17 protein-coding genes are annotated in these 17,896 nt (G+C 66.5%); 10 read left to right on the top strand and 7 right to left on the bottom strand.

Annotated elements, in window-relative coordinates; genetic code table 11:
* Positions 1-171: 171 nt before the first annotated feature.
* Together NA5_RS35045 and NA5_RS35040 are read right to left on the bottom strand one after the other, a co-directional pair.
* Positions 172-1,791, bottom strand: coding sequence for an acyl-CoA dehydrogenase family protein (locus NA5_RS35045; RefSeq protein WP_062993326.1), 1,620 nt, complete (start codon positions 1,789-1,791; stop codon positions 172-174).
* A complete protein-coding gene (locus NA5_RS35040; RefSeq protein ID WP_062993325.1) occupies positions 1,778-2,407 on the bottom strand; it encodes a TetR/AcrR family transcriptional regulator in 630 nt (209 codons plus the stop codon). Before NA5_RS35040 ends, NA5_RS35045 begins: the two co-directional genes overlap by 14 nt.
* 54 nt (positions 2,408-2,461) lie before the next feature.
* Here NA5_RS35040 and NA5_RS35035 point away from each other — a divergent pair, with 54 nt between their 5' ends.
* Both NA5_RS35035 and NA5_RS42640 read left to right on the top strand, forming a co-directional pair.
* Entirely contained in the window at positions 2,462-3,235 is a 774-nt protein-coding gene (locus tag NA5_RS35035; RefSeq protein ID WP_218020230.1) for a crotonase/enoyl-CoA hydratase family protein, read from the top strand.
* Between the two features lie 2 nt (positions 3,236-3,237).
* Positions 3,238-4,914 (top strand): hypothetical protein, encoded by a 1,677-nt coding sequence (locus NA5_RS42640; protein WP_062993324.1) that lies wholly within the window; start codon positions 3,238-3,240, stop codon positions 4,912-4,914.
* Positions 4,915-5,444: 530 nt separating this feature from the next.
* On the opposite strand, the gene NA5_RS35025 is transcribed toward NA5_RS42640, so the two are convergent.
* Positions 5,445-6,128 carry a pyridoxamine 5'-phosphate oxidase family protein gene (locus tag NA5_RS35025; RefSeq protein ID WP_062993323.1) on the bottom strand — a complete coding sequence of 228 codons (684 nt, stop codon included), beginning with the start codon at positions 6,126-6,128 and terminating at the stop codon, positions 5,445-5,447.
* A gap of 81 nt (positions 6,129-6,209) precedes the next feature.
* On the opposite strand from NA5_RS35025, the gene pdxR reads away from it, so the two are divergent.
* Positions 6,210-7,640 carry a MocR-like pyridoxine biosynthesis transcription factor PdxR gene (gene pdxR, locus NA5_RS35020; RefSeq protein ID WP_062993322.1) on the top strand — a complete coding sequence of 477 codons (1,431 nt, stop codon included), beginning with the start codon at positions 6,210-6,212 and terminating at the stop codon, positions 7,638-7,640.
* Here pdxR and NA5_RS35015 read toward each other — a convergent pair.
* Entirely contained in the window at positions 7,599-8,714 is a 1,116-nt protein-coding gene (locus NA5_RS35015) for a lipase family protein (protein WP_157110815.1), read from the bottom strand. The two genes, pdxR and NA5_RS35015, sit on opposite strands and share 42 nt — an antisense overlap.
* 100 nt (positions 8,715-8,814) lie before the next feature.
* On the opposite strand from NA5_RS35015, the gene NA5_RS35010 reads away from it, so the two are divergent.
* The 4 genes from NA5_RS35010 to NA5_RS34995 are packed head-to-tail and all read left to right on the top strand — an operon-like array spanning position 8,815 to position 12,671.
* Positions 8,815-9,468 carry a TetR/AcrR family transcriptional regulator gene (locus NA5_RS35010; protein WP_062993320.1) on the top strand — a complete coding sequence of 218 codons (654 nt, stop codon included), beginning with the start codon at positions 8,815-8,817 and terminating at the stop codon, positions 9,466-9,468.
* A gap of 10 nt (positions 9,469-9,478) precedes the next feature.
* Complete coding sequence (locus tag NA5_RS35005) at positions 9,479-9,724, top strand: DUF2630 family protein (protein ID WP_062993331.1); 246 nt, start codon at positions 9,479-9,481, stop codon at positions 9,722-9,724.
* Positions 9,721-11,151 carry a dihydrolipoyl dehydrogenase family protein gene (locus NA5_RS35000; protein WP_062993319.1) on the top strand — a complete coding sequence of 477 codons (1,431 nt, stop codon included), beginning with the start codon at positions 9,721-9,723 and terminating at the stop codon, positions 11,149-11,151. Before NA5_RS35005 ends, NA5_RS35000 begins: the two co-directional genes overlap by 4 nt.
* A gap of 14 nt (positions 11,152-11,165) precedes the next feature.
* The gene (locus tag NA5_RS34995) at positions 11,166-12,671 is read left to right on the top strand and encodes a carboxylesterase/lipase family protein (protein ID WP_062993318.1); all 1,506 of its coding nucleotides are present in this window, start codon (positions 11,166-11,168) and stop codon (positions 12,669-12,671) included.
* A 1-nt stretch (position 12,672) separates the two neighbouring features.
* Here the strand turns inward: NA5_RS34995 and NA5_RS34990 are convergent, their stop codons facing one another.
* Positions 12,673-13,542: an Fpg/Nei family DNA glycosylase gene (locus NA5_RS34990; RefSeq protein ID WP_062993317.1), complete on the bottom strand. Its 870-nt coding sequence runs from the start codon at positions 13,540-13,542 to the stop codon at positions 12,673-12,675.
* A 207-nt stretch (positions 13,543-13,749) separates the two neighbouring features.
* A complete protein-coding gene (locus NA5_RS34985; protein ID WP_062993316.1) occupies positions 13,750-14,613 on the bottom strand; it encodes an NAD(P)H-binding protein in 864 nt (287 codons plus the stop codon).
* A 112-nt stretch (positions 14,614-14,725) separates the two neighbouring features.
* Between NA5_RS34985 and NA5_RS34980 the strand changes: the two genes are divergently transcribed.
* Complete coding sequence (locus tag NA5_RS34980) at positions 14,726-15,757, top strand: Lrp/AsnC family transcriptional regulator (RefSeq protein ID WP_245672571.1); 1,032 nt, start codon at positions 14,726-14,728, stop codon at positions 15,755-15,757.
* On the opposite strand, the gene cobF is transcribed toward NA5_RS34980, so the two are convergent.
* A complete protein-coding gene (gene cobF, locus NA5_RS34975; protein ID WP_062993315.1) occupies positions 15,733-16,473 on the bottom strand; it encodes a precorrin-6A synthase (deacetylating) in 741 nt (246 codons plus the stop codon). The two genes, NA5_RS34980 and cobF, sit on opposite strands and share 25 nt — an antisense overlap.
* 42 nt (positions 16,474-16,515) lie before the next feature.
* On the opposite strand from cobF, the gene NA5_RS34970 reads away from it, so the two are divergent.
* The gene (locus NA5_RS34970; protein WP_062993314.1) at positions 16,516-17,322 is read left to right on the top strand and encodes a thymidylate synthase; all 807 of its coding nucleotides are present in this window, start codon (positions 16,516-16,518) and stop codon (positions 17,320-17,322) included.
* Positions 17,319-17,831, top strand: coding sequence for a dihydrofolate reductase (locus tag NA5_RS34965; protein ID WP_062993313.1), 513 nt, complete (start codon positions 17,319-17,321; stop codon positions 17,829-17,831). Before NA5_RS34970 ends, NA5_RS34965 begins: the two co-directional genes overlap by 4 nt.
* Positions 17,832-17,896 lie beyond the last annotated feature (65 nt).

The following is a 17,896-nucleotide window of genomic DNA, read 5'->3' as shown; positions in this document are numbered from 1 at the left end:
GCGGCGGGCATCCGTAGCGGACTGAGACGGGCACAACGGACTGACGCGGGCGCAGTGGACTGATACGAGCGCGGGCACCTGTAGCGCGCCGACGCGGGAGCCTGTCAGGAGGTCCCTGGACTTCGCACCCGCGCGTCGGCGCCCACACTGGATCCCTGCGAGCGTGCGTGGTCAGGTGAGGGCGCGGGCGATGATGTCGGTGGTGTTCACGCCGGTGGGGAGGGTGCCGAAGGCGATGCCCCAGTCGTCGCCCAGGCGGGTCGCGCAGAAGGCGTCGGCGACGGCGGGGTGGCCGTGGCGGACCAATTGCGCACCCTGCAGCACCAGGGCCATGAGTTCGACGACGCGGCGGGCGCGGTATTCGATTTCGTCGAGGTCGGACAGCTCCTTGCCGAGGCGGGCGATGGCATCGTCGAGACGGGGGTCGGCACCAGCGGCGAGAGAGACTTCGTTGAAGAAGGCCTCCACCGTTTCGGGCTGACGACCCATGGCACGCAAGGCATCCAGCGCCGCGACATTGCCGGAGCCTTCCCAGATGGACATGAGCGGAGCCTCGCGATACAGCCGGGGCATACCGGATTCCTCGGCATAACCATTGCCGCCGAAGCATTCCAGAGCCTCGGCCGCATGCGCGGGGGCACGCTTGCACACCCAATACTTGGTGACCGCCAACGCGATTCGGCGCAGCGCGGCCTCGGCGGGATCGGTGCCCGCGCGGTCGGTCGCACCGGCCAAACGCATCATGACCGTGGTGGCGGCGTCGGATTCGATTACCAGGTCGGCGAGCACGTTGCGCATCGCGGGTTGATCGATCAGCTTGGCCCCGAAAGCTTCTCGGTGCCGCGCATGGTGCGCGGCGTAGACGGCGCCGACGCGCATGCCGGTAGCCGAGCCGATGACGCAGTCCAGGCGGGTCATATTGACCATTTCGATAATGGTCTTGACGCCAGCCCCTTCCGCGCCGACCAGCCAGCCGGTGGCGTTCTCGTATTCGATCTCCGAGGACGCGTTCGACTTATTGCCGAGCTTGTCCTTGAGGCGTTGGATCCGGATGGGGTTGCGGGTGGCGTCCGGGAGAACGCGCGGCAGCAGGAAACAGGACAGGCCGCCGGGCGCCTGGGCCAGGGTGAGGAACATATCCGACATGGGCGCCGAGGTGAACCACTTGTGGCCGACGATGCGGTAGCTGCCATCGGTTTGCGGTGTGGCGGTGGTGGTGTTGGCGCGGACGTCGGAGCCGCCCTGCTTCTCGGTCATCGACATGCCTGCGATGAGACCGGCCTTTGTCGACGGTTCGCGCAGGCCGAAATCGTAAGTGCGGGAACCGAGTAGCGGTTCGTACTTGGCCGCGAGTTCCGGATTGTGGCGCAACGCGGGCACGACGGCGTAGGTCATCGAGATCGGGCACATATGCCCGGCGTCGGCGACGCCCCAGGTGTAGAACTTCGCGGCGCGGGCAACGTGGGTGCCCGGCCGGTCGTCGAGCCAAGGCGAGCCGTGTAGTCCGTGTGCGACAGCGACTTTCATCAGCTCATGCCAGTACGGATGGAATTCGACCTCGTCGATGCGGTTGCCGTAGCGGTCGTGCGTATGCAGGACGGGCGGGTATTCGTTGGCGAGGCGGCCCCACTCCTGCGCTTCGAATCCGCCTGCGAGCGTGCCGAGTTCGCGCACCTCGGGTTCGGCCCAGCCCGCGCCTTCGCGGTGCAGTCCCTCGAGCAGGGCCGGGTTCCGCGCGACATCGAAGGGCACGATATCGGGAACCTGGTTGAAGACTTCATGCGTCGGCATCGGACACTCCTGAGTCGGATTCATCGCGCACACCCAGTGCGCGTAACGCGAAACTGATGAGTTCGGGCACAACGGATTCGCTGTGCGGTGCGTCGGCCAGCGGGCCGACCAGGACCTCGCCGATCGCGCCGACGAGCGCGGCCGCGCTGGTCCTGGCATCCTGCGCGGGCAGTTCACCACGCGAAACACCTTCCGCGACAGCGGATTCGAAGGCTTCGGCGAAGGCGCGACGGAAACGCAGACGCTCGGCGTCGACCACGGTATCGACGGGTTCGACGAGCAGGACGTAGGCGAGTTTCGGATTCTTCAGTGCCCGTCCCGCGAAGGTCTCCACCGCCGCGGTCACCCGTTCGACGGCGGTTCCGGCGGCACTCGCGGAGACCACGGCGGCCACCTCATGCGCGACAACTTTCCGAAATACCGCACTCACCAGGTCGGCCTTGCCGCTGAAGTTCTTGTAGACCGTCCCGGTGGCCACGCCGGCCTCGGCGGCGACGGCCGCCATGGACAGTCCGGCATAGCCCGCGCGGGACAGCACCTTGGTCGCCGCCTGCACGATCAGGCCCGCCTGGGCATCGAGGCGAGCCTGTACAGCAGGGGTTCTGCGGTAGACCATACAAGAAGTGAACCATAAATTCATTTCTTCACACAAGGGTTGTTCTGACGGCGTATGGTCGTGCACGTGACTGTGCGAATCGAACGCAACGGGCCCGTGACCACGGTGATCCTGCACCGCCCTGAGGCACGCAATGCCGTCGACGGTCCGACCGCCGCGGCACTGGTCGACGCATTCCGCGAATTCGATGCCGATCCGGATGCTGCGGTCGCCGTGCTGTGGGGCGAGGGCGGCACCTTCTGCGCGGGTGCGGACCTGAAGGCACTCGGCACCGAGCGCTCCAATCGGGTCACCGAGGACGGTGACGGTCCGATGGGGCCGACCCGAATGCGGCTGTCCAAACCGGTGATCGCCGCGGTCTCGGGATACGCGGTCGCGGGTGGACTGGAGCTGGCCCTGTGGTGCGATATGCGAGTTGCCGAGCAGGACAGCACATTCGGCGTGTTCTGTCGCCGCTGGGGTGTGCCGCTGATCGACGGCGGCACGATTCGGTTGCCGCGCATTATCGGCACCGGACGTGCGATGGATTTGGTGCTCACCGGTCGCGCCGTCGCGGCCACCGAGGCGCTGCAGATCGGGCTGGTCAATCGGGTGGTGCCGAATGGCGAATCCCGCAGCGCCGCTGAGCAACTCGCCGCCGAGCTGGCCGCACTGCCGCAGACGTGCCTGCGCTCGGACCGCATGTCGCTGCTGGAGCAGGACGGTATGGAAGAACAGACCGCACTGCTCAATGAATACCGACATGGCCTGAAGGCCCTGGCCGACGGAGCCTTGGACGGCGCGCAACGGTTCGCCGCCGGTGCGGGCCGTCACGGAGCGCATACCTGACAATGGCGCCTGCCCAACGCCTGAGCGTCGTCGACGAGATCTTCCTGCGCACCCATCGCGGGCTCGGCACCCCGATCGTGCTCCAGGGTTTGTGGCGCACCTCCGATCGCGTCGATTCAGACTTGCTGTGCCAGGTGCACGCGGCGCTGCGAGTTGGACCGTTGGGACGCAGGGTGATTCGACCTCGCGTTCCGGGCGCACGTCGCAGTTGGCGGGCGAACACTCGGGCATATCCGCTCGCATTCACCGATGGCACTATCGCTGCCGGAGCCCTGCTCGAGTGGGCCGATGAGCAGGGCGCGAACCTCGACCCCGAATACGGCCCGGGTTGGCGCTTGTCGACCGCTCAGCTGGATGACGGCGGATCGATCGTGTCGCTGACCTGCTCACATGCACTCGCTGACGGCCGAGCACTTGTGCTCGCGGTGGACGACGCGCTGGGCGGTACGGGCTTGACCACACCGTCGGTGCGGGCAACGCATTCCCCGGACACCGGATCAGGCATGAGCTCGGCGCGGTCGACAGTCCGTCCGATCAGCACGTCAGCCGCGAAATCCACTCCGCCAGAAACGCATGGCTCAGGGATTGCCAAAGATCCGCCCGGTCGACCGAGCACGAACGGGCCGGTCACATCCGATGCCACCGCCGCATCGGAATCGAATCACTCCGGTGGGAAGGATCGGTTGGTCGGCACCGCGGACTGTCGCAACGCGCCGACCGAGGATCCAGGGTCGGCTTATAAGACGCTGCCGGGCCGATCGAATGTGGGCGGCTCGATGTCGAAGTCTTCGGCTTGCACTGAAATCCGGTGCAACCCGTGGGGGAATACCTCGTCGGAGCGAGAGGTCGAGGCCCGATATTCGGCGTCGGATTGGTCCGATGCTCGGCGGCAGTGGGCGATCGTTGTGCGCGGCACTTTCCGCGCACTTCGTCGGGGGATCCCCGAACGTCCTACCCGAGCGGCATCGGCTCGCGAACACGACTTGTCGACCAGTGCACGCGGGTCGATCGCTGGACGCGCAGGGATCGAGAGCGTGCCGACCATCAGCGTCGTACTGCAGTGTCCCGCTGCGGACTGGGAGTCGGCGGCTGCGGCGCAGGGCGGCACCGCCAATAGCCTGTTCATCGCGCTGGTCGCGAAGGTGTTGTTGGCCAGTGGGTTTCCGGGCGAGACGATCGATGCCAGTCTCCCGGTCGACACCCGCGATGAGCCGCGCGTCGACAATGACCTCGCGATGACCGAGATCACCATCGAGCGCACCGATACTCCGGCCACCATCCGCGACAAGACCCGAATCGCCTACGAGCGGCGCATGTCCAGCCCCGGTGGGATGCCGGAGGAACTGCTGCAGGTCATTCCGGACCGCTGGGCCTATGCCCTGTCCAAGGGCGCCGGTGAACGAGACATCCTGTGCTCCAACATCGGAACGCTTCCCGACTCCCTGCACGCCCTCGGCCCACACCGCTGCACCGGCGTCGCGGCCCGCGCCATCCATCCCGGCCTCACCGCGGACCGCCTCCCCCGCACCCGACTATCCGGCTATCTGTGCCGCATCGCGGACACCTACACCCTCGCCCTCGTGAGCCTCGACCCCACCCGCATCGACACCCCCGAAACCCTCCGCACCCTGGCCCACAAAACCACAACCACCCTCGGCCTCCCGGTCACCCTGTGGTGACCTCGGGCACCCGGCCCGGGCTACCGCACACCCTGTGAGCACCTCGCAAAAGCTATAGCCTGTGCGAAGTCCGCACTAGTTATGCGGGAACCGGGCTGGCGCAGCGGCGGTCGCGGGGAACCCAGCCCGTGAGACGCGGAAGTTGGCACGCAGTGGTGTGGCTAGCCGCCGAGTGCGCGTAGGTCCGACGCGCAATTGGGGCGCTCGACGAAAAATCGCTGCTCGCAACAATTGGTTCCTCGTCGGCCGACACCAGTTGCGGCCATGGACGGCGCAAGCGCTCGCAGATGGGCTCGGACACCAGTCGCACACGCTTGTCGCACACTCAGTGAGCACCTCGCAGAAGCTATGGCCTATGCGAGGTCCGCACTAGCTATGCGCGAGCCGCATATCGTCGGCTGGGACAACCGTGGTCGACGTCGATGCCTGCGCCTGGCGGTTTCGAGTCGGCACGCTTGTCGCATACCTGGTGGCTGCCTCGCAGAGGGTGCAGCCTGCGCTGGGTGTGCGGTCTACTTGGAGGGGCGGGGTCAGGGGGTGGGGAGTGGGGTGAGGTCGGTTCGATCGAGGACGTCCTGGGGGATCTCGATGCCGGGCTCGAGATCGGCCGAGGGGATCGGGGGGTCCCAGACCTGGCGCAGGGGTAGGACGCCTGCCCAGACCCCGCCTGTTTCGATATCGGCGGTGTCGTCCTTGGGGCCGCCGGTTCGGACCTTTACCGATGCCTCGGTCAGGTCGAGGGCGAGGACCATGGTGGCGGCCATTTCCCTTTTGTTCGGCTGCCGCACGCGATCCCACGCACCGGGGGCGGAGTGTTCGACGATGACGCGCAGCGCGTGCATGCGCTCATCGGGGTCGGTGAGTTCGACGGCGCGGCCGCGCACCACGGCCGAGCGGAAGTTGGCGGAAAAGTGCATGGCAGAACGGGCGTAGACGATGCCATCGACGAGGGTGACGGCGATGGAGATATCGCCGGTCAGCGCCGCCCGCAGGTTTCCGGCGCCGGTCGAGCCGTGCAGGTACAGCGTGTCGCCGTCACGGCCGTAGACGGTCGGGAGCACCACCGGGCTGTCGTCGAGTACGACGCCGAGGTGGCAGACCAGGCCCGCGTCGAGGACCGCATCCAGCTCGTCGCGATCGGTTCGGCCACGCTCCTTGGAACGTGTCAGGGTGGTACGTGGGGTAGGCGAAAGCGGCGGCCGAGAGTTCGTCATACCTTTAGCGTGGAGCCGGAAGTGGCATTCTGAAATAGCCAATTCATGGAAATTCGAACAGTCCAATTCGGGAGGTGTGCGATGCTGGAGGAACTTCCGCTCGTCCTCGACCGCGAGGCTGACCAGCCATTATCGGTTCAGGTCGCGGAGGCGCTGCGCGCCGCGGCCAGCAACGGACTGCTGCGCGCGGATGATCGACTCCCCTCCTCGCGAGCGCTGGCCCAGCGCCTCGGCGTGAGCCGCACGGTGGTCGCCGCGGCCTACGACCAACTGCACGCCGAAGGCTGGATCGCGGGCCGCCGCGGCTCGGGCACCTACCTGACCACCGCCCCCGTCGAACCGCCCGCCCGAGCGAATACGCGCAGCATCGCCGAGCACGAACCGGACCTGCTCGATCTCGGCCCCGGCGCGCCCTGCGTCGAAGCGCTCGACCAGGCAGCCTGGCGACGTGCCTGGCGGGCGGCCGCCGACAACTCGCCCATCATCCGCAAGGATCGCGGCGGCGAATCGGAATACCGCGCGGTGGTCGCCGAACACCTGCTGCGCCACCGCGGCCTCGGTGCGGGCAGCAAGTCGGTAGTGCTCGCGACGGCCGGAACCAGTTCGGCCGTAGGCGAACTCGCGACCGCCGTGCTGCGCCCCGGCGACGCCATTGCCATGGAAGATCCGGGCTATCAGCGTGCCGCGGGCGCATTCGTCGCCGCTGGCGTCCGAGTACTTCCGGTGCCGATCGATGCGGACGGCCTGCGCGTCGACCGACTGCCCGACCCCATCAAGGCCGTGTATTGCACTCCGGCACATCAATTTCCACTCGGCACTCGCATGCAGGCGGCACGTCGCGTACAACTCGTCGAATTCGCCAGGCGCGCTGGCCTACTCATCATCGAGGACGACTACGACGGCGAATTGCGCTACGACACCGCGCCTTTGCCGCTACTGGCCGCAATGGCACCCGATGTCGTCATCCATCTCGGCACTACGAGCAAGATCCTGTCGCCGACCTTGGGCATCGGCTGGCTCGTCGCAGCCCCGGATATCACCGAAGCCGTTGTCGCACACCGCGAACGAACCGGTACCAGCCCGAGTCCCGCTGGCCAGCGCGTACTCGCCGAATTCGCCCGGCACGGCGATCTCGCCCGACACCTGCGCCGACTGCGCCGCGCGGTGCCTCCGCGCCGAGCCCTGGTCGTGGACGAGCTGCGCCGCCGTGGACTCGAAGTACTCGGCGACGACGCCGGTTCGCACGTGGTGGTGCCACTGGATTCGGCCGAAGCCGAACAACGTGCCGTGGCAATGGGCCGAGCGCGCGGTGTGGCGCTCGATGGATTGTCCCGCCACCACCTCGCGGCACAACAACACCCACTCGCGGTCGCAGCCGGTCCGCACACCTTCGGGATCGCACTCGGCTACACCGCACTGAGCTGGAACGAGCTGACCACCGCCGTTCCGATCGCCGGAGCATGCCTGGGTTCAGCCGAACAGTCGGGCGACGAACGGCATGCTGTCCGGTAGCGAACCAGCGACGGTCGCGTTGTGATCGAGGCCGGGATAGACGTGTACCTCGGGCCGGACGCCATTGGCCTGCAGGTCGGCGACCAGCTTCGCGGTCAATGGCGCGGGCACATCGGTGTCATCGGTGCCCTGGCCGATGAACAGCGGGCGGTCGTATCCGGTCATCGGCACATCCATGATCGGACGCGCGGTCGCGGCGAAGTCACCGTCCGAAAGTGGCCGGGCGAACAGCTGATTCACGGTGACGCCCTCGGCGCGCTGGGCCAGCGGTGCGAAGCACAGCGTCCGGGCCGCGGCGACCAATTCCTTGCCGACGGGGGTGAGGTAGCTGTCCAGGTCGAAGTCCGGGCGTGCCGCCTTCAACCCGTTCATCACATATGTCGCGTAGGCGGTCAGGTGCGACGACCGAATCGTCGGTGTCGACGGGCCGACCAATGTGAACGCGTCGACGATATTCGAGGCGGGTCCGGTGGCGACCGCACCGCGATAGTCGAGATCAGGACCGTACTTCGTCGCCAGCGATGCGGTGAACACCGCTGCCCCTCCGCCCTGGGACTGTCCGATCGCCACCCATTTCGACGAAAGCGAGTCGTCGACAGCGCGGGCGGCGCGCACCATATCGATCGCGGCATGCGCCTCGGCGCGACCATGGAGATAGGCATGCACACCGGGCGTGCCGAGACCGATGTAATCGGTCGCAACGACGGCATAACCCTGCCGCAGCCAGGTGGCCAGGTAGTTCTTGTCGCGCTCGGAGCGGCCCGCGGTCGACGGGGCGCAATCGTCGCCGATGCCGACGGTCCCGTGTTCCCATGACAGCACCGGCCAGCCGCCGGGTGGGGGCGTACCCGCTGGGATGAAGATCGCGCCGGTCGATTGGGCGGGCCGATCGTCGGAGTCGCGGGTCCAGTAGGTGAGTCGGCGCGCGGATCCGGTGCCCGCGAGCCACAGGTCCGATGGCAGCACCTCGTCGCGCAGCACCGTTCCGGGTTCGGCCGGATCCGCCTGCGCGGTCGCGGCCAAGGGTCCGGCCAGGATGGCCGCCGCGGCCAGGGTGATCAGTGTCCGACGCATCGACACTATTCCTCTCACTCGGAGTTGCTGTCTCATCGAGACACTTTAGCCAGACTAAACTAGAAAGTGTCACATTGAGACAGATGATTCTGGAGGTCGCATGGAGCAGAGCGGTCTGCGCGAAAAGGAGAAGGCCCGGGTGCGCCGGGAACTGATCGATACCGCGCTGCGCCTGTTCGAGCGGCAGGGTTTCGAGCAGACCACCGTGCAGCAGATCGCCGATGCTGTGCAGGTTTCGCGGCGCACCTTCCACCGTCACTTCCCGTCCAAGATGGCCGTGGTGTTCGCGCACGAGGAAGATCTGATGGCGCAATTGCTTTCGGAACTGGAGCGCCGACCGGTCACCGAATCCGCGCTCACCGCAATGCGTTCGGCGATTCAGCAGCTATTGCTCGACGAATCCGAGGCGGCGCTGCGCCGCCACCAGGCCGATACCGCGCGCCGCGCCCGCCACTTGTTGGTCACCAATCCCGAACTGCGCCAAGAGAATTTCACCGGCGCGATGAGCCGAAAACATGCCCTCGCCCTGCTCCTCGCCGAGCGTTCCGGACTTCCCGAATCCGATCTGCGCCCGCAACTCGTCGCCGCCACCTGCTTCGCCGCCTTCGGCGTCGGTCTCGACCACTGGATGCTCGGCTCCGATCATTCGATCGCGGCCCTGTACGAAATCCTGGACAGCATCGTGGCCACGTTGCAGCAAGGTATCGATGTGCCAGGTTCGCACCGACCGGTCGGATTCTCGGCACGGCCGTAGCATGGTCCCCATGACCGAACAGGACATCCTGGCGCGTATCAAGAATCTCGTCGATCGCGAGCATGATTTGCGGTCCAAGGCGACGGCCGGTGCGGTCGATCCGGTAACCGAGCGCAAGCAGCTCGCCGAACTCGAAGTCATGCTCGATCAGGCCTGGGATCTGCTGCGGCAGCGCCGCGCGCGCATCGACGCCGGGGCCACGCCCGAGGAAGCGCAGGAGAACCCGCCCCGTCAGGTCGAGGGTTACCTGCAGTGACCTCCGATTCCCCCGCCGAATACGACGTCATCGTGATCGGTGGTGGACCCGCCGGTGAGAACGCCGCGGCCTACGCCATCGCCGACAGTGACCGCACGGCGGCCATCGTGGAGCGGGAACTCGTCGGCGGTGAATGTTCGTACTGGGCGTGCATGCCGAGTAAGGCACTGCTGCGACCGGCGCACGTGTTGTCCGGCGCCAAGGCCATGGCCGGAATCACTGCGAGCGGGCTCGATGTCGACGCGATATTGAAGCGGCGCGACGCGTTCACGCATAAGCACGATGACAGCTCGCAGGTCGACTGGGCCGCCGACAATCGCATCGACGTGGTCCGCGGTACGGGACGGCTCGCTGGCGAGCGACTCGTCGAGGTCGACGGCCGACAGCTGCGCGCCCGGCACGCGGTGGTGCTGGCCACCGGCACCAAGGCCGCGGTTCCCGATGTACCCGGATTGCGCGATGCGCTGCCGTGGATCTCCCGGGATGTAACCAATCTGCACGAGGTTCCGCGCCGGGTGGTGATCATCGGCGGCGGTGTGGTCGCGTGCGAAGCGGCCACCTGGCTCGCCGCATTGGGCGCGAGTGAGATCACCATGCTGGTCCGCGGCGATGCGTTGTTGGGCAATGCCGAACCGTTCGCGGGAGAACGCGTGGCCGCGGCGCTGGCCGATGCCGGTGTGCGGATTCGATTCGGCACCCAACCCACGCGGGTGTCGCGCGCGGATGCGAAGGACTCCGGCGAGGGCTGTATTCACGGCGGTGCGGTGACCGTCGAAATCGGCGAGAGCGAGATCGAGGCCGACGAGATCGTGGTCGCCGCCGGGCGCGCACCGGCGACAGCCGAACTCGGACTGGGGTCGGTCGGACTCGCGGACGGCTATGTCGAGGTGGACGACCGGTTGACGGTGCGCGGCGTCGACGGCGACTGGCTGTACGCGGTCGGCGACGTGAATCACCGTGCGGCGCTTACCCATATGGGGAAATACCAGGCCAGGGTGTGTGGTGATGTCATTGCCGCACGGGCCGACGGACGCGCGCTGACGGATGGCAGGTACGCAGCGAGCGCCGACCACGGGCAGGTGCCGCAGGTGGTATTCACCGCACCGGAAGTCGCGTCGGTCGGGCGCACCGAGGCGGCGGCCCGTAAAGCGGGCTATGCGGTGGAAACCGTGGAGCTCGATATCGCGGTCGCCGGATCGTCACTGGCACGCGACGATTACGCGGGGCGGGCGAAGATCGTCATCGATACAGCCACCGATACGCTGCTCGGCGCCACTTTCGTCGGACCCGAGGTCGGCGAACTGATTCACGCGGCGACCGTTGCCGTGGTCGGGAAAGTGCCGCTGGCGGCGCTATGGCACGCGGTGCCTGCCTACCCGACGGTGAGTGAGCTGTGGCTGCGTCTGTTGGAGGCCCGCCGCTCGTAGTTACCATCGGAAAGATGTCCGATATCACGACCGCCGACGGAGTTGTCCGCGGTTACCGCGGCCGTCGTGTGCTGCGCTGGCGTTCCCTACCCTATGCCGCACCACCGGTCGGCGATCTGCGATTTCGCGCACCGGAGCCGGTGGCGCCGTGGACCGGGGTGCGCGAGGCAACCGCATTCGGGTTCGCCGCAATGCAGCATCGGTCCGGTGCCAGGATCGGGCCGCGCCGGTATCAGCCGACCAGTGAAGACGCACTGACACTCAATGTCGTCGCACCGATCGAACCCTCGTCGAAACCCCGGCCGGTACTGGTATTCATTCACGGCGGCGGATATCTGATCGGCACGTCGGCACTCGGTCTGTATTCCGGTGCGCGACTAGTGGTCGGCGGCGACGTGATCGTGGTGTCGCTGAACTACCGGCTCGGCGCGTTCGGCTATGTCGATTTCAGTGAATTCAGCACGCCCGAACGACCTTTCGACAGCAACCTCGGACTGCGTGATCAGGTCGCGGCACTGGAATGGGTGCAGCGCAATATCGCTGCATTCGGCGGAGACCCCGACAATGTCACCATCTTCGGTGAATCCGCCGGTGCCCATGCGGTACTCACGCTACTGGCCACACCCGCGGCAAAGGGACTGTTCCATCGCGGCATCGCCCAGAGCCCGCCCGCCGATTGGGGTATGAGTGCCGAGGACGGTCGCGCCTTCGCCCGCCGATGTATCGACGCGCTCGGCGCCACACCCGATACCGCGGCCAAGGCACTGATCACTGCCGGTGCCAATGACATTCGGCACGCGGTCGACAAGACCAGCAATAAGGTGCTGCGGGAGCGTCCCGGACTGTTCCCGATCGCGCCGGTCGTGGACGGCGACTACCTACCGCAGTCACCGATCGATGCGATCACCAGCGGTGCCGCACACAAGGTTCCGCTCATCATCGGCACCAATCGCGATGAGGGCACATTGTTCGCGAAGTTCGCCGACGAACTGCCGACCACCCCGGGACGCCTGCATGCCCTGCTCACCCGAGACGGTGGCGCGGAACTCGAATCCCGCATCATCGCGGCCTACCCCGGCTATCCGGATGCGAAGGCCGCCGTTCGTGCCGGTGGTGATTACGTGTTCTGGCGACCATCGGTCACCGTCGCGGCGGGGCATAGTCGCTACGCACCGACCTATTCCTACCGTTACGACTTCGCCCCGCGCGCATTGCGTCTCGCCGGAATCGGCGCGACCCATGCCACGGAGCTGATCCCGGTCTTCGGTGCGGCCAATTCGCCGATCGGCCGGACCTTCACCGCGGCGGGCGGGCGGCGTGGGCTGCTGGCGGTTACCCGCCAGTTCCAGGACAATTGGCTGGCATTCGCGCGGACCGGGCGACCACTCCCCTCCTGGCCCGCCTATACCGAGGACCGGCGCACCACGCTGATCATCGATGAGATCACCCGGTTGGAGAACGATCCGGACAAGGCCAAACGCATTGCCTGGCAAGGAATCCGGGTACCGACCTTGATCTGACCTACTTCAGCAGTCGGGACATGCGGCGGTCGGCGAGTACCTTTCCGCCGGTCTGGCAGGTCGGGCAGTACTGGAACGAGCGCTCGGCGTAGGAGACCTCGCGGACGGTGTCGCCGCAGACCGGGCACGGCAGGCCGGTGCGGGCGTGTACCCGCATGCCGGAACGCTTTTCGCCCTTGAGGCGGGCGGCGGCCTGGCCGACCGAGCGCTGCACGGCGTCCGTGAGCACCGAGCGCATGGCGTCGTACAGCACCGAAATGGTCTCCGCCGACATGGTTTTGGTATTGGCGAAGGGCGAGATCTTGGCGGTGTGCAGGATCTCGTCGGAGTAGGCATTGCCGATTCCGGCCAGCAGGGACTGGTCGACGATCGCGGTCTTGATGCGTTGCGACGCGCCGTGCATGATCTCGCCGAATTGTTCCTCGGTCACCTCGAGTGCGTCCGGGCCGAGGCGCGCGATGCCGGGGACGAGTTTCGGATCGTCGACGATGTACACCGCGAGCCGTTTCTTGGTGCCCGCCTCGGTCAGGTCGAATGCGGGGGTCATGCCCTCGGGCGTGAAGAAATGAACCCGCAGCGCGAGCGGGCTCTTGCCGCCCGGTTTCGGCGGTGTCTGACTCGGCTCATCGATCCACCGCAACCATCCGCCGCGCGACAGATGGGTGATCAACCAGAGCCCGTCGCACTCCATCCCCAGGAATTTCCCCCACCGCCCAGCCCCGGTCACATCACGCCCGGACAGCGCCGTAACCGGCGGATCGAACGTCTTGACCGCACTCAAGGCCGCCACATCGACACGCCCCACCACGGCGCCGACCGCGTGCTCCCGCAGGAACTGCGCCAACGCCTCCACTTCCGGTAGCTCGGGCACGATCCTCAGGCTACCCGGCCCCACCGACATCCACGCAGTTCACGCACACGGGCGGACCAAGATCAGGTGGAACCGGTGGCGGGCCTTCTCGGGCGATGCCGCCATGGATTCCACCTGATCTTGATCGCCGGTCGCTCGGCGGCGCAGCGAGCAGGCAATGAGGATCGGCGCGTGATGCAGGGGCGCTCGGACGCGCAAGAGCGAGTGCTAGGCGACGGCTGCGGAGGTGAAGTGGGTGCGGTGGTTTTCGGCCCAGGTGTGGAAGGGGCGGGGTGGGATTGCGGTGAGGCGCTCGACGGTGGGGTGTACGACCGAGGTGAACGCCTCCAGGGCGGTGGCGCGCAGGGCCATGATCGCGTCGGCCATCTCGTCGGGAACTCCGTGGTCGATGATCGACTGGCGAGCGGCGGCGGGTTCCACTTCGACGTACCGCAGTGGGCGGCCAAGGACGTCGGCGAGGATGTCGGTCTGCTCGCCGGGGGATAGCGGCTGTGGGCCGCTCAACGTGTAGATCTCGCCCTCATGGCCTTCGGTGGTGAGTGCTGTCGCGGCGACGGCGGCGATGTCGTGCGGGTCGATCACGGCGATGCGGCCCTGGCCGAAAGGGGCGTAGACCGCGCCGTGATCGCGAATCGAACCGGCCCAGTGCAGCGCATTTGCCATGAAACCCAAGGGGCGCAGCATCGTCCATGGGACTCCGCTGTCCCGGACCGCCTGTTCTCCGGCACGATGCCAGGTGGGTATCGGATCGGTCGCGGTGTCGTCACCGGTGCGTCCGGATGACAACTTGACGATGTGCGCCACGCCAGCATGGGCCGCCGCCTGCGCGAGATTCGCGTCGTGCGTGGGGATTTCGGGTCCACTGGACAACAGGAACACGCGATCGACACCACGCATCGCATCCGTGAGGGTGTCCGGATCACCCAGGTCCGCCCGCACCACCTCGATACCGTCGGGCAGTCCGGCGAGCTCGGGCCGCCGCGTCACCGCCCGGATCGGAACACCTTGCGCCACCAACTGACCGACCAACTCGCGGCCTACCGTGCCGGTCGCTCCCGTCACCAGGATCATCGACTTCTCCTTCGATTCGCCGGGCCGAGCGGCCCGGGGCGAAGTCCACCTTCGGCAGGCACGGCGAAATGCACCATCAACCGTCGAAGATCAGCAGATAATTTCCATATTCATGGCGAATATGAAAGATGTTTCCATGCTCGATGACGTAGACCGCGGCCTGATCCATGGCTTGCACATCGACGGCCGTGCACCGTTCCGCAAGATCGCGGCGGTCCTGGATGTCTCGACGCAAACCGTCACCCGCCGCTACCAACGCCTGCGCGCCACGGCCGGACTGCGCGTGGTCGGCCTCCCCGATCCGACCCACGCCGGACACACCCAGTGGCTCGTGCGCCTCACCACCACGACGGCCAGTGGCCAGAACCTCGCGAACTCACTGGCGCGCCGTCCCGACACGTCATGGGTCAAACTCCTCTCCGGCGGCACGGAAATCCTTCTGGTAGTGAATATTCCGCGCGGTGACGCGTCCCGCTCGATATTGCTGCGCGACCTTCCCCGGGCCGCGGGCATCACCGCCGTCTCCGCGCACTATGTTCTGCACACCTACCTCGGCGGACCGACCGCATGGCGCGGCCACATCACCGCACTGAACGAACACCAGCGAAAACAACTGGAGCCGACCACGGGACCAGTCAGCGGATCCGGCGGCGGCACCGCGACCGCGAGGCACCGAGCACCCCGTCGTGACCTCGCCGACACCGATGCCGCGCTGCTGCGCGCCCTGCAAAAGGACGGCCGAGCGACCTTGGCCCAACTCGCCGCCGCGACCGGCTGGTCTCAAGCCACCGTCACCCGACGACTCACGGAACTACAAGCGGCACAGGCGATATTCTTCGATGTCGAACTCGATGCCGCGCACTTCGGCGCCACAACCCAAGCGCTGCTGTGGATGTCGGTGGCACCATCGCAGCTCGACCGGGTCGCGACCGCGCTCGCCGAGCACGACGAGTTGGCCTTCGTCGCCGCCACCACCGGCCCGACAAACCTTGTCGCCCAGGCCTTGTGCTCTGATACCGAGGCCCTGCACGACTACCTCACCCAGGGTCTCGGCGCGTTCGATGCCATCCACAACTTGGAAACAACACCTGTCCTTGCCACCGTGAAGGCGGTCTCGCTTCAGGAACCCGGGCGCAGGAGATAAACGTCGAAGATCCAACCCTTTTCGGCGCGCAACCGAGTGCGCCGCTCGACGATCTCCTGCTCGACCGCACGCAGCGGCCCCTCGATCAACGTCTCGTCGGGCATCCCCAGATACGCGCCCCACCAGATGTGCACGTCATCGCCGGGCACTTCCGTGAACGAACAGTCACCGTCCAGCATCACCAGTGTCGAGCCGCTGAGCCCGTCTTCGCGCAGTCGCCGCCCGGTGGTGATGTGCACCGGCTCGCCGATGCGATGCAGCACCATCCGGTGCCGAGCCGCCAAGGCCTGCGCGCTGGTGACCCCCGGAATCACCTCGTAATCGAAGCTCTCGGCACCGCGATCCAGCACCCGTTCGATCATGCGCAGCGTGCTGTCGTAGAGCGACGGATCACCCCAGACGAGAATGCCACCGACCCCATCGACCTGCGCGAACGCATCCGCCAGCAGGGCCGAACGGCGATCGTGCCAATCCTCGACAACGCCGCGATAATCGGCGGGATCCCGCTCGCGCGGCGGATCGGCGATCTCCACGATGCGGTAGGGGTGATCGAGGTGTTCGGTCAGGATCGACGTGCGCACGTCGACCAACTCCTGCTTCTCGGCCCCCTTGCCGATCATGAAAAACACCTCTACCTGCCGCATTGCCTTGATCGCCTGGACCGTCACCTGATCCGGATCCCCGGCACCGATGCCGATCACGTAGAGCTTGCGCATGGCTCGAGCTTGCCAGGCAGGACATGGGTAAGCTCGCCAGGCGTGGCCAACAATGCTGATACCCAGTACGAGGACCTATTGCGACTGGTCCTGGAGTCCGGTACCGCCAAGGCGGATCGCACCGGCACCGGCACCCGCAGCATCTTCGGCCATCAGCTGCGCTACGACCTCGGCGCGGGCTTTCCACTGATCACCACCAAAAAGGTGCATCTGAAGTCGATCATCTACGAATTGCTGTGGTTCCTGCGCGGCGATTCGAATGTGGCCTGGCTACACGAACACGGCGTCACCATCTGGGATGAATGGGCGGATCGGCACGGCGAACTCGGCCCGGTCTACGGCGTGCAGTGGCGATCATGGCCCACCCCCAACGGCACCCACATCGACCAGATCGCCGAGGTGCTGCACACCCTGCGCACCAATCCGGATTCCCGGCGCATCATCGTCTCGGCCTGGAATGTGGCCGACCTCGACAAGATGGCTTTGGCGCCGTGCCACGCGTTCTTCCAGTTCTATGTGGCCGACGGCAAGCTGTCATGCCAGCTCTACCAGCGCAGTGCGGACCTGTTCCTCGGCGTGCCGTTCAATATCGCCAGCTATGCCCTGCTCACGCACATGGTCGCCCAGCAGACCGAGCTGGAACCCGGTGATTTCATCTGGACCGGCGGCGATTGCCATATCTACGACAACCACCTCGAGCAGGTCACCGAGCAGCTGAGCAGGCAGCCCTATCCCTTCCCCACATTGAAACTGCGGCCCGCGCCGACGCTGTTCGATTACGCCTACGAAGATGTGGAAGTGGTCGGCTACCAACACCATCCGGCGATCAAGGCGCCGGTTGCGGTATGAATGCGCCATCGCGTAGGCCGGACCGCACCATCGGGCTGATCTGGGCGCAGACTCCGGACGGCGTGATCGGCTTGGAGAACACCATCCCCTGGCGCGTGCCCGAGGACATGGCGAATTTCAAGGCCGTCACCATGGGTCATCCGGTCATCATGGGCCGTCGTACCTGGGATTCCCTGCCGCCCAGATTCCGCCCGCTCGACGGTCGCCGCAATATCGTGGTCACCCGACAGCCCGACTGGTCGGGCGTGGGCGCCGAACGCGCGGCATCGCTGTCCGACGCGCTCGCCGTGACGGCACCGGAGGACGTCTGGATCATCGGCGGCGGCGAAATCTATCGAGCCGCTATGGATTTCGCGACCGACCTGCTCGTCACCGAGGTGGACACCGTGGTCGACGGTGACGCTTATGCACCCGCCATCGCCGCCGAATGGCATGCCGACGACACCGAGCCGTGGCACGAGTCGAAGTCGGGCCTGCGCTTCCGGATTCGTCGCTACACCCGTAAGTAAGCCACCAATCGGCAAATCTTCCGCATCACGCATTCGGGACCGCGCAACACGGTTCACGCACCGAC

It is taken from the genome of Nocardia anaemiae NBRC 100462 (genome assembly GCF_001612725.1).
GTDB lineage: Bacteria > Actinomycetota > Actinomycetes > Mycobacteriales > Mycobacteriaceae > Nocardia > Nocardia anaemiae.
The sequence above is the reverse complement of the archived record's forward strand: the minus strand, read 5'-3'. Positions and strand labels throughout refer to the sequence as shown.

Excerpts from the sequence above, each read along its gene's own strand:
- NA5_RS35015 (WP_157110815.1), bottom strand. The coding sequence starts at position 8,714 with ATGCGTCGGACACTGATCACCCTGGCCGCGGCGGCCATCCTGGCCGGA.
- NA5_RS35005 (WP_062993331.1), top strand. The coding sequence starts at position 9,479 with ATGACCGAACAGGACATCCTGGCGCGTATCAAGAATCTCGTCGATCGC.
- NA5_RS34995 (WP_062993318.1), top strand. The coding sequence starts at position 11,166 with ATGTCCGATATCACGACCGCCGACGGAGTTGTCCGCGGTTACCGCGGC.
- cobF (WP_062993315.1), bottom strand. The coding sequence starts at position 16,473 with ATGCGCAAGCTCTACGTGATCGGCATCGGTGCCGGGGATCCGGATCAG.
- NA5_RS35035 (WP_218020230.1), top strand. The coding sequence starts at position 2,462 with ATGGTCGTGCACGTGACTGTGCGAATCGAACGCAACGGGCCCGTGACC.
- NA5_RS35040 (WP_062993325.1), bottom strand. The coding sequence starts at position 2,407 with ATGGTCTACCGCAGAACCCCTGCTGTACAGGCTCGCCTCGATGCCCAG.
- pdxR (WP_062993322.1), top strand. The coding sequence starts at position 6,210 with ATGCTGGAGGAACTTCCGCTCGTCCTCGACCGCGAGGCTGACCAGCCA.
- NA5_RS35045 (WP_062993326.1), bottom strand. The coding sequence starts at position 1,791 with ATGCCGACGCATGAAGTCTTCAACCAGGTTCCCGATATCGTGCCCTTC.
- NA5_RS34980 (WP_245672571.1), top strand. The coding sequence starts at position 14,726 with ATGGCGAATATGAAAGATGTTTCCATGCTCGATGACGTAGACCGCGGC.
- NA5_RS34965 (WP_062993313.1), top strand. The coding sequence starts at position 17,319 with ATGAATGCGCCATCGCGTAGGCCGGACCGCACCATCGGGCTGATCTGG.
- NA5_RS35010 (WP_062993320.1), top strand. The coding sequence starts at position 8,815 with ATGGAGCAGAGCGGTCTGCGCGAAAAGGAGAAGGCCCGGGTGCGCCGG.
- NA5_RS34985 (WP_062993316.1), bottom strand. The coding sequence starts at position 14,613 with ATGATCCTGGTGACGGGAGCGACCGGCACGGTAGGCCGCGAGTTGGTC.
- NA5_RS35025 (WP_062993323.1), bottom strand. The coding sequence starts at position 6,128 with ATGACGAACTCTCGGCCGCCGCTTTCGCCTACCCCACGTACCACCCTG.
- NA5_RS42640 (WP_062993324.1), top strand. The coding sequence starts at position 3,238 with ATGGCGCCTGCCCAACGCCTGAGCGTCGTCGACGAGATCTTCCTGCGC.